Consider the following 10,356-nt stretch of genomic DNA (forward strand, 5'->3'; position numbering starts at 1 on the left):
TGGCCTTTCTCGGCCTCGCCGCAGCACTCTGCTGCTACAAACGACTCCTCCGCCTCACCACATAGGACACCGTCTTACCGAGCGGCTCGACGGTGACGGTGTACGTAGCAGACATCGCACGTGCCCCGGCGAGGGGGGAATGCGTGGCCGGAGCGACCCTCAGCACCCCGGCCACGCAAGTTGTCAGGTCAGGTGAGGACGGTGGTGAACCGCTCGTTCAGTTCGCGGCTGATGTAGAAGATGCCCTTCGCGAGCTGGTCCGGCGTCCAGGTGATGGTCGGGAAGTCGGGGTAGGTGATGTAACCGCCCGAGAAGACCTCGTTCCGGTTGCCCGACGGGTCGAAGAAGTAGATCGTCTCGCCGCGGGTGATGCCGTGGCGGGTCGGCCCCACGTCGACGGACACGTCGTCCATCGAGAACAGGTCACCTGCGTGACGGATCTCGTTCCAGTCATTGAGCCAGTAGGCGAAGTGGTGCAGCTTGCTGTTAGGGCCCTTGATGAACGCGATGTCGTGCGGGGTGTTCGTGCAGAACATCCACGAGCCGATCAGCTCGGCGTCGTCATCCAGCCCGGTCACGACCCGCTCGGAGGGCTTGAAGTCGAGGCACTCGGCGAAGAACCGCTCGAGCGTCCTCGGGTCCTCACAGGTGATGAGCGTGTGGTCGATACGAGGCACACCGACGCCGACGAGGTGACGCGGGAACGGGTCGGGGTTGAGTGACCCGGTCTCCGTGCCGGCGAATTCAATCTCGGAATACAACTCGAGCACGTGCTCCGACGGCAGCACGACACGAATGCCATCGCCCACGGAGAGATTCTCGCCCTTGCTCATCCGCTCAGTGACCGCACCGAAAGCCTGGATGCGGTTCTCGAACTTCGCAATGTCGTCGGGCGTCTCGCACTTGTAGCCGAGCTTGACCAGCCCGACGCCGCCTTCCTCGAGGACGACTGAGTGGTGGTCGTACTCGTCCCACGCCTTGAGGAACAACTTGCCCGGCTCCTCGGCAACGACCCGCATACCCAGGGTGTCGACGTAGTGCTTCCGGGACTCATCGAGGTCCGTGACACGCGTGTGCACGTACCCCAGTCGCATGACACCCATCAGTTCTTTCCCTTCTGTACAGAGGTGTTGTCGCTTGATCCGCCCTGAACTGCTGCCGCCAGGAACGGCGCTACACAGCGCAGCCGGTCGTCCTCGCGGAGCCGGATCACCGAGTCGGCGACGGGGACCGCCCGGCAGGACAGACACACACCGGCAGCACGCTCATCTGGAGTGAGAACCTCGGCGGACACCGTCACCGGGTAGTCGACCTCGCCCTCGACGAGGTCGACCTTGCAGATCCCACAGCCGCCGCGCTTGCAACCGACGCGATACGCGTAGCCGGAGCGGAAGAGCCCACTGAGGATCGGCTCGCTGTCGTGCAGCTCCACGGTCACGTCCGCTCCGGCCACGGTCAGCCACGCCACGTCATGCCTCGAAGGTGAGCAGACTCTTGTGCCCGACGCCGAGATCGGCAAGCGACTCGTGCGGCTCAGGCGACAAAGGCGCATCGTCAAGGGTCCACTCGCGAGCCGAACCCGGCACGAAACCGGGATCCGACGCTGCCCATGGTTCAACCATCCCGGCGGTGAAGTCGGCCCACGTCATGGTCTTCGGCGCCCGGAAGCAGGCCGCGGCGCAGAACGTCATGTTGTTCCGCCAGAGCACATGCACGAGCTGGTCCTCGCCGTACAGCTCCTGCCGGGAGCTCGAGGGGAACTCGTACGTTCCAATCGCTCGCAGAGCCATCGTGATCAACTCCCCTTGGTCGTTGAGGCGGCCGCCGGCTCGCTCGCGTGCCAGCGCTGCCAGTCGAGGTGGTCGAGCGACCCGGCGTACTCACCGTTGTCGCCGTCCTGGATGCCGTACCAGGCGAGGACTTCAGGCACCGACGGGCCCCCGCAGTTGCCCTGGTAGATCTGGTGTACCGGCATCCATGCCTGGACGTACTTCTCCGGCTCCCGGTCGAAGATCCACTTGCAGCCGTCGGAGCAGAAGTCGAACCGCTCGTTCTTGTAGACGCTGTGCCGCTGGCAGATGGTCGTTGGGTCACCGGGTTCGGTGAACACCATCGGGATCTGGCAGGTCTGGCACAGCTGCGGCAGTCCCTGGAAGAAGAACCGCCCACCGCCGTCGACGATCTCCTGAGCCTTGTCCCAGCGCGGCTTGTAGAGCGTGTTGAACGTGTCGGGGTACTGCTCGGCCAGCCAGGCCTGCTCCCCGGCCTCGGGCACGGTGGTCGTGAACGCCGCTGCGAAGGAGAACGAGTACAGCGTCCAGTAGACCTGGTGGCTGAGCACGTCCTTCTCCGCGATCGCGTGCTCGACGTGGCGCGGCGGCCTGATGCCGTAGAACTCCAGGTCCTTGAAGAGGCCGCCCAGCATCTGCTCCTCGAAGTAGAGCTCGAACGCCTCCTTCCAGCTCATCACCTTCCGGGGAAGCATGTAGTCGAGCATTCCGGCGACGAGCGCGGTGACCCGGTACCCGCGCCAGAACCACTTGTCGATCCACTCCTGCACGATGGGTACGTTGCCCTCGTCCTGTTCGAGCACGAACTTGATGGCCTCGAGGCCCAGCGTCATGTGCCGGCTTTCGTCGCTCTGCGCAGAGAAGCCGAAGGTCATCGACGGCAGGTCGCCATTGAAGCTGGCACCGCTCATGAACGGGACGAAGAGCAGGTTGGTCAGCAGGTACTCGAACGAGAACCCGATCGCGATGAGGAACTCGAACGGCCCGGCCGAGATCGCGTCGTCGAAGAATGACTTCGGCACCGACAGGTACCACACGCGGTCGTGCATCTTGTTCCACGAGTGCAGGCCACCGTAGTACTTGTTGTAGTTCGACAGCGTGTGGATCTCCGTCTGCGCGTGTCGCAGCTCGTCGATCGACTGGCACAGAGCGGCGAACCGCGGACCCGGGCCGTCCAAGTGCCGGGCGAGATAGGCGAAGTGGCGGTGCGCCTGGTACTCCAGCGGCGTCACACCCTGGAGGAAGAGCTTCATCGCATTCAGGTAGCGAGCATCCGAGAGAGTGAGGTGCCCCTGCGACTGCGCGAAGCCGTCGAGCACGGCGTAGAGCCGCTTGTCCTTCTCCGCCTGATACTTGCAGTACGCGTCGATCGTGAGCCGGAACGGATCCTCCCACTTCGACCAGTCGTGAATCTTGATGCCCTCGAACTTCGTGTGCGGGAACAGCTCGTCCTCGCTCACGTAGGACGGCTCCCAGTCGAGGTCACGGGTCAGCGCCGAGTAGCGCTGCTTCATGGAGAGCTTCTTCGTATTGGCCATCGCTGATCCTTCTCCTCAGTGGTCCCACTTGATGACGATTTCGTCGTCATCCCACTCGGCGATATGGCCGTAGTACGAGACGATCGCGAGCTGGAACTCGTGGGTCTCCCACGCACGGCCGAGCAGGTCCTCGACGGTTTCCCTACGGACGACCAGGCGTCCGGGGGCCTGGATCTTCACAAGTCCGGGCAGGTAGCTGACGGTGGCGTCCTGGTTGTCGCGCTCGATCGCCTCGACGACGCGGCGGGTGTCCTCCGTCGCCTCCTGGAGGTCGACTCCGACCTTGCGGACGCCGGCGGTTGGGGGGGTCATGCCGTCTCCTCGGTGTTCGTTGCGGCGCCCAGCGCGGCGGTGAGCTCTTCGGCCATGCGCCGTACGGCGTCGACAGCGCCTGCATCGATGGCTCCGTCGATGACGGCGGCCACTGCCGTGACTGACTCGATGGCCTGCGGCAGGCGCACGCCCACGATGGCACCGAGTGCCGCGCGGTTGGCCGCACCGTGCTGCTCGTCCGCGATCCACGCGGCGATCAACGCGTCGAGCCAGCGACGGTGGTCGGCGAACCAGGCGGTGAAGTGCTGCGCCACGAGGCTGTACGCCCCGGCTCCGCCGAGCAGCGCGACCTCGTCGAGGTGGCGATACAGCAGCGGGTAGAGCAGCCGGTCGATGAGGTCGAAACCGATGACCCCAGTGGCCCAGTCCGGCTCGATCAGCAGTTCCTCCACCAACCGACGCAGGCCTTGCATGCTGTCATCGTCGACCCAGACCTGCTTGGCGTCGGCGAGAGCGTCCGCCGTGCCACCCGCGGCTGCGATGCCCACCCGGCTGAGCAGCTGCGCGTTGCCGATGCGGTCGAAGGCGGCGTACGACAGGCACTGCTCCACGCTCGTGCCGTACGCGAACCTGGCGCCGTTCACGGTCACCAGCTGCGCGCCCGACTCGTAGTGGCGCAGGGGCACCATCAGCTGGGTCACCACCGTACGCCAGCTCTCCGGAAGCCGGTCGAACAGATCGCGGCTCTCGACGTACTCCAGCGTCTTACCGAAGGCCTCGTGCAGCTGCGCACGCGACGTGACGTATGGCGCGTAGTAGTACTGCCGAGGGTCGGTAAAGGAGTACGGATCGGTCAGCTTCAGTGCGGAGTAGTCCTCGTCATACAGCTCGTGTGCCGGGTCCCACAGGGGACGGTAGTGGAAATGCTCCGTCGCCTGAACGTCGATGGTGCCTTCCTCGTACCGACTCGCCGGGCGGTCGCCATACCGGTCGACGAGGTTTTGAAACGTCTTGCGCCGCGGCTCGATCACCTGCTGGCGTAGCTCGTACTGCACGGTTCCTCCTCGGGTTGACTGCGACTGTGCGCGCGCGCCGAACGGTCTGCCGCGGTCGTTCCGCGATGGGGAACGGGTCCGCTCAGCCCGTCGGCCTGGCGGCGACATCTGGATCAGTAAGGAGCAGGAGGAGCAGTGGCTCCACCTCCTCAGGGCTGGTCAGCTCACGGGGCTGGCTGGTGCCCACTCCGTCGCCGAGTAGCCGGCCCAAGGCGCGGCCGCGAGCGAATCGCGTGACGACCCGTGCGCAGCGGCCGCGGTAGCACAGCCGAAATCCGAGCCAACCGTCGACAAGCTCGTCCTCGAGCGTGATCAGCTCACCCTGGTCGGCGAGCACGGCATTGGCCTCCGACACCAACTGCTCAGCCAGCGACCTGATCAGCACCTGGTCGTCCGCCCCTACGCCCACGGGCTTCGGCACGCTGGGCCTGGTCGTTGGCTGGAGCGCCTCGTCGAGAGGTTTGCCGACGATGTCGGCCACACGGGCCATGAAGGGCGTCATCGCGTTCTCCTCACCAGCAAGCGGCGGCAGTGTCCCCGTCGCCATCGATACGGTGCGCCGATCTCGCCGCACACCGCCGCCGACGTTCCGCGTCGCGGAACACTCACGCGACCCCAGGCCAGCGGCTGGCGTTCTTCCATCACGCGGATAGGCACCGTCTCCGCGCAACCTCGACTAAGGGCCGTGCCGTGAATGATCTTTGGTGTGCCGGGTGGCCTGCTGGTTTCTGCGTCACCCGGCAAGGACGAGGTTGTGCAGGCGGGCGATGCCGAGCATGGCGTGGTGAACGCCGTCGCCTTTCAGTCGGCAGCCGCGAAGGATCTTCCAGCCCTTCATCCGGGCGAAGACGTGCTCCACGCGGGCACGGACTGTGCGGTGGGAGGTGTTGTGCTCCTCCTTCCACGCCGGGAGTTCGGTCCGGCCCTTCTCGCGGCGGTGCGGGATGACCGGGCCGGTGCCGCGGTAGCCGCCGACCGCGATGACCGTGGTCTTGCCGACGGCGTCTTTCGCGCCGGACAGCTCCCACGCCCTGCAGTCGTTGCGGTTGCCGGGGACCGGTCGGCCGGCCGCGACGACGAGCCGGGTGTCGGCGTCGATGACGACCTGGTGGCTGGTGGAGTACCGGTGGTTCCTGGACTGCTCGGCGCTGGTGTGGTCGCGGGTGGGGACAGGGGTGCCGTCCACGATCAGCACGGTGTCCTTGCGGAACCGCTTGCGCTGCTGGAGTGCGAGCGCGGGCCCGAGGTGGACGATGATGCGGTCGGCCGCCGACTTGGACACCCCGAACAGCGCGGCCAGTTGGCGCAGGGAGAGGTGCGTGCGCCCGTACGCGGCGACCAGGAGCACGCGGTCCGCCAGTGGCAGGCTCCAGGACCGGCCCTTGCGCACAGGATCCGCACCCTCACGTCTTGAGCTGCTGTTCCTGGTCGTCGTCGAGACGGTCGGGGCAGCGGGTGAGCCAGCCGGTCACGTCCCGCACGGACGGGGCTTTGCGGGGCGGATCGTCGTGGGGAAGGGCTTCGCGGAGCCGCTGCACGTACTTCTTCACGACGCTCTCGCCTCCGGGGTAGCCGCGCTCGCGGAGTTCCTCGAACAGCCGGCGGGCGACGGTGCAGCCCTCCGTCCACCGCTGGTGCAGGTAGGGCTTGTAGGGATCAAGGATGCTGGACCGGCCGGTCCAGCGGCCGACCAGGAGCTCGTCCGCGGTGGCCGCGTGGGCATGACGGCGGACAATGTTGCGGGCCAGACCGAGCCGCCGGGCGATGGGCCGCAGCCCGAGCCCTTCGTCCAGGAGGGCGTGGACGGCCGCCGCGTGCTGCTCGCGGACCCTGTCGGACAGGCGGCCGGACTGCCGTGGCTCGCCTGCGGAACGTGATGCCAGGTCTGTGATCTGTTCGGCCGGTGCGGGACGAACCGGGCCTGGCTCCTCCGGCTCGCGCAGCAGGGCACGGTGCTGGATGACCGTTTTCTCGACGGCCTCGACCAGGTTCTTCCAGATATGCCACCGGTCCGCGACATGGACCGCGTCCGGGGCGCCGAGCCGCCCGGCTTCGGCGTAGGCGGCGGAGCGGTCGCGGCAGATCACCTCGACACCGGGGTGGTCGGTGAGCCACTGGGCCACCCTCGAGATTTCCCGGTCGGGCAGCAGATCGACCGGGGTGCAGGTCTCGATGCCCACCAGGATTGTGCCGTGGTTGTGCCCCTTGCGCAGCGCGAACTCGGCGACCCCGAGCACCCGCGGCGTGTGCACATCGGGCTCCGGCAGGCGGCGTATCAGCCGCAAGAGCGTCGATCGGCTCGCCCGGACCGCAAGCGTGTCCGTCAGGCGGGCGCCGGCCCGGCCCGGCCCGCCAGCATCACCGCTACCTGTTGCAGCACCGTCTGCAGCCCGGTGCTTCGCCTCCCGTGTCGGAAGGTCAGCCCGTCCACCTGTTCGGCGAACCTCGCCTGTGAGCAGGCCCGTTCGCGGCAACGGAACCGCCGGACCTGTAACTCGAACACCACCGGTCGACCGCCGACCGCGCTGTCCGCGAGCCGACGTACGTACCGGCTGTGCACCCGGGCCGATGCCGTCCCACAGGTGGGACACACCGCCCGCTCCGCTGATGCGCGGGCCTGAACGGCCACCAACTCGCCGTCGGGCACGACGCTTTCGATCACAACACCTTCGACCTGGTGGAACCACAGGTCCTGGAGGAGGACATCACCCACGGCCGTTCATGATCACGGTTGCCGTGACCCTCCGTGGCCCCAGCACGGAAAGTGATCCAGAACCAGCGTTCAGCCGCCGCCGACAACCAGGAGCCCTGCCGCGTTACGGACCCCACCGCCAGCCGACATCACCCGTGAACCACAAGATGAGAAGGGTTCAGTGACCAGCGCAAACGTCAGATGAATTCAACTTTGCAAGAGCCCTGGGCCTCCATAGGCGCGAGTGGCGAAACAGTCAGAGGTAGAGATGACGAGCCAGCTTGTTCGCTGCCAGGATGACAAGTGGGGCAGAACGTTCAATGCGGTGCGCGACGTCACGGGCCGGTCCGCCGATGGAGATCGCAGCACGGGCACGCCCGGCCCGATCACGTACCGGTGCGGCAAGTGACATCAAACCGACCGTCGCCTCATCGCGGCTGAGTGCGACACCGCGTCGGCGCGTTTCGTCCAGCGCACGGTCCCAGGCCGCTGGTGTGCGGATCGTCGATGGGGCCACAGCGGGAAACCCAGCCGCGAGACGAAGTTCGGCGAAGGCAGGGTCAAACGCGGCTATCGCCTTGCCGGAGCTGGCGCAGTGCGCCGGCAACCGACGCCCTACATTGGCGAACAGCCGCACGCCGTTCAACGAGTGCAGTCGCTCCACGTACAGGACGTCCGCACCTTCCGGCACGGCCAGGTGGACCGTGCATCCCGTCCGCTGTCGCACATCCTCAAGCAGCGGCAGAGCCGACTGGCTCAGCTGGAACCTGCTGGCTGCCAACTGGCCCAGCTCCAATAGATGGAGACCGAGCTGATACAGCCCCGTCTCGGCGTTCTTCTCGACCAGTCCTCTGATGCACAGAGTCGTCAGCAGCCGGTGTACCGTACTCTTGGCCACCCCCAGCCGTCGTGCGAGATCCGAAACTCCCAGCTCGTGAGCGCCTCTGAAGCAGTCGAGCAACTCAAACGCGGTCGAAACCGACTTCACGCAACCATTGACGGTGGTACGATCGAGTGTCACTGGAGTCCTCTCAGGCATCGGTCATGCCGCCAATCCCTCGGTGTTGACGTCCGAGGTTCGTTGGTTCGTTGGGTCTGCTCGGGCGACGCTGCCCGGCACAGGAAGCAGACGTGGACCGACCAACCAGGGTGATGACGTGCTGTGAGGCGGCGAGGTCCGACTTCGACCGATGGAGCCCAGCAGGCACGGCTGTACGAGAGGGCGCATGCCCAGCGATCGATCGCACCGGACTTCGCTTGCTCCGCACGCTGACTCGCATCTGGCACATTGCGGCTCTCCCTCTTGTGATGCGGGTCATTCGGACCCTGAACGTTAAAGAGGGGGCCCTACCGCACCAATCCGCTCTGCGCGAAAGCAGTCCGCCCAGCGCGAGAAAGTTGCTTGCCTTACACATACCCGCCGCGTGTCCGGTGACGACTCGGCCGCTGACCTGGAGCCGCGGTGACCGTGCGTACATCGTTGAGGCAAGACCGCCGCCGGCGTGCAGACACCGACGCTCCACGAGTGGGGGGGTCGTGTCCCTTCTCGTCAACACCGTTTCCTTTAGCCGGTGTTGGCGCTGTCAAGGCCCCCGTCCTTGAGTATTTCGAAGTCGAGGACGTAGGCCTGGGAGGACCGCGGATGCTTGCCGGTGGTGAAGGTGTACTTGCTGTTGCGCTTGCGGACGCGGCCTTCACGCGCCAGCGCCGCCCCGGCGGCAGAAGGCCGGCCTGGGCGGCACGGCCGATAGCTCCGATCAGGACCACCGGGTCCGTCGGGGTGATCCCGCGAGCTGCCACGATCTGGTCGACGGCGGCGTTGAACAGCACGATCAGGCTCACACTCTGCGCTGGCAGAGCCGGCTGTACGGTGACGACGCCGCCGGCGACGCGGACCAGTGCCTGGTAGACGGCGAGCAGTGCGTAAGACCTCCTGCTCGATCCCGGGGACCGGGCGTGAGCGCAGTACGCGTCCGTCGAGGATGGTCGACTTCAACGAGAAGTAGCAGGTCTCGGCCTGCCACCTGCGGTGATACAGCGCGATCAGCTCGCGGGCGGGGTAGCGTTCGGCGTTCCGGAGGCTGGTCATCAAGCGCCACAGTTCGCTGCGGCGGGTGCCGTCGGCCAGCGTGACGGTCATCCGGGCCTCGACAATCCGTACCTCCAGCCGCCCATAGCCGCGTCCGGCCTTGTACTTCCCGGCGCAGACCGTGGTCAGGTACGAGCCGTCCGGCAGAAGATGGCACACCGCCGGGCGCCGCTTCCGCGCGTCGAGCGCAGCAGGAAGGCCGCACCCGTGCCCGTCACCGCCTCCAGGAAGCCGAAGGCGTCGTAGTAGGCGTCGGCCAGCAGCACCATCGAGCGGTCCAGGCGGTGCAGGAGGCTGTGCGCGTAGCCGAGCTCGCCGGTCGTGTCCGGGCTGAAGGCCGCTCCCAGCAGGGCGCGGGTGCTGCCGCACTCGACCAGGGCCAACAGGCGCAGCAGCGGGTAGCCGAACTCCTTCACCTCGCCGACGTGCTTGGGCAAGCGCCAGGTCAGGGTCTCCTCGTCGGGGATGCTCAAGGTGGTGCCGTCGACCGCCACCACCCGCAGGCCGCGGTAGAAGGAGGCGGTCTGCGTCCGGGCGGCCACCGGCCCGGCGAGGACCTCGAACAGGCGGCGCAGCGGGGCGCTGCCCAGCCGGCGGCGGGCCCGTGAGAGCGAGGAGGCGCAGGGGCGTGCCACCACGATCCCGCCCAGTTGCGCGCAGAGCTTGTCCCACACCGCCTGGCAGGACGAGCGCTCGAAGAAGGCCAGGGCGAGCACGAAGTACACCACTACCCGGGCCGGCAGCAGCCGCACGCGCCGTTCGCGCGAGCCCGTCTCGTCCACAGGGATATACCAGGGGTCCCGTCTTTTCGTTCATGCACTTGACAAAGCCGCAGCCGCCTAAGAGGATGTCTCACGTGGTGGCTTTGGCGAGCTTCTTGTAGCAGGTCAGCGCGGCCGCGAGGCCCAGGAAGGCGAGG

General features: G+C 66.8%; 12 protein-coding genes and 1 pseudogene. All 13 read right to left on the reverse strand.

Features of this window, described 5'->3' with window-relative positions; translation table 11 throughout:
• Window positions 1-188 precede the first annotated feature (188 nt).
• The 13 genes and pseudogenes from ABD198_RS29770 to ABD198_RS29830 all read right to left on the reverse strand — a co-directional run bounded on the left by ABD198_RS29770 (window position 189) and on the right by ABD198_RS29830 (window position 10,219).
• On the reverse strand, window positions 189-1,103 hold the full coding sequence (locus ABD198_RS29770) for a catechol 2,3-dioxygenase (protein ID WP_344007704.1): 915 nt from the start codon (window positions 1,101-1,103) through the stop codon (window positions 189-191).
• Window positions 1,103-1,468, reverse strand: a complete 366-nt coding sequence (locus ABD198_RS29775; protein ID WP_344007706.1) for a 2Fe-2S iron-sulfur cluster-binding protein — start codon at window positions 1,466-1,468, stop codon at window positions 1,103-1,105. The genes ABD198_RS29770 and ABD198_RS29775 overlap by 1 nt, the downstream gene beginning before the upstream one ends.
• Window position 1,469: 1 nt before the next feature.
• The gene (locus ABD198_RS29780; protein WP_344007709.1) at window positions 1,470-1,790 is read right to left on the reverse strand and encodes a phenol hydroxylase subunit P4; all 321 of its coding nucleotides are present in this window, start codon (window positions 1,788-1,790) and stop codon (window positions 1,470-1,472) included.
• 5 nt (window positions 1,791-1,795) lie between these two features.
• Window positions 1,796-3,328 (reverse strand): YHS domain-containing protein, encoded by a 1,533-nt coding sequence (locus tag ABD198_RS29785; RefSeq protein ID WP_344007711.1) that lies wholly within the window; start codon window positions 3,326-3,328, stop codon window positions 1,796-1,798.
• A gap of 15 nt (window positions 3,329-3,343) precedes the next feature.
• Window positions 3,344-3,640, reverse strand: coding sequence for an MmoB/DmpM family protein (locus ABD198_RS29790; protein WP_344007713.1), 297 nt, complete (start codon window positions 3,638-3,640; stop codon window positions 3,344-3,346).
• On the reverse strand, window positions 3,637-4,656 hold the full coding sequence (locus ABD198_RS29795) for a ferritin family protein (RefSeq protein ID WP_344007715.1): 1,020 nt from the start codon (window positions 4,654-4,656) through the stop codon (window positions 3,637-3,639). The genes ABD198_RS29790 and ABD198_RS29795 overlap by 4 nt, the downstream gene beginning before the upstream one ends.
• A gap of 82 nt (window positions 4,657-4,738) precedes the next feature.
• Window positions 4,739-5,158, reverse strand: coding sequence for a hypothetical protein (locus ABD198_RS29800; RefSeq protein ID WP_344007717.1), 420 nt, complete (start codon window positions 5,156-5,158; stop codon window positions 4,739-4,741).
• Window positions 5,159-5,389: 231 nt separating this feature from the next.
• Window positions 5,390-6,067: pseudogene (locus ABD198_RS29805) on the reverse strand (transposase); the annotation flags it as partial.
• On the reverse strand, window positions 6,060-6,908 hold the full coding sequence (locus tag ABD198_RS29810; protein WP_344007729.1) for a transposase: 849 nt from the start codon (window positions 6,906-6,908) through the stop codon (window positions 6,060-6,062). The pseudogene ABD198_RS29805 and the gene ABD198_RS29810, both read right to left, overlap by 8 nt.
• 71 nt (window positions 6,909-6,979) lie before the next feature.
• A complete protein-coding gene (locus ABD198_RS29815; protein ID WP_344007719.1) occupies window positions 6,980-7,369 on the reverse strand; it encodes a transposase family protein in 390 nt (129 codons plus the stop codon).
• A 235-nt stretch (window positions 7,370-7,604) separates the two neighbouring features.
• Window positions 7,605-8,369, reverse strand: coding sequence for an IclR family transcriptional regulator (locus ABD198_RS29820; protein ID WP_344007721.1), 765 nt, complete (start codon window positions 8,367-8,369; stop codon window positions 7,605-7,607).
• A gap of 543 nt (window positions 8,370-8,912) precedes the next feature.
• Window positions 8,913-9,596, reverse strand: coding sequence for a hypothetical protein (locus tag ABD198_RS29825; RefSeq protein ID WP_344007724.1), 684 nt, complete (start codon window positions 9,594-9,596; stop codon window positions 8,913-8,915).
• Window positions 9,563-10,219 carry a transposase domain-containing protein gene (locus tag ABD198_RS29830; protein ID WP_344007726.1) on the reverse strand — a complete coding sequence of 219 codons (657 nt, stop codon included), beginning with the start codon at window positions 10,217-10,219 and terminating at the stop codon, window positions 9,563-9,565. Before ABD198_RS29830 ends, ABD198_RS29825 begins: the two co-directional genes overlap by 34 nt.
• Between the last annotated feature and the right edge of the window lie 137 nt (window positions 10,220-10,356).

Source organism: Streptomyces thermocarboxydovorans (assembly GCF_039524635.1).
Lineage (GTDB): Bacteria > Actinomycetota > Actinomycetes > Streptomycetales > Streptomycetaceae > Streptomyces > Streptomyces thermocarboxydovorans.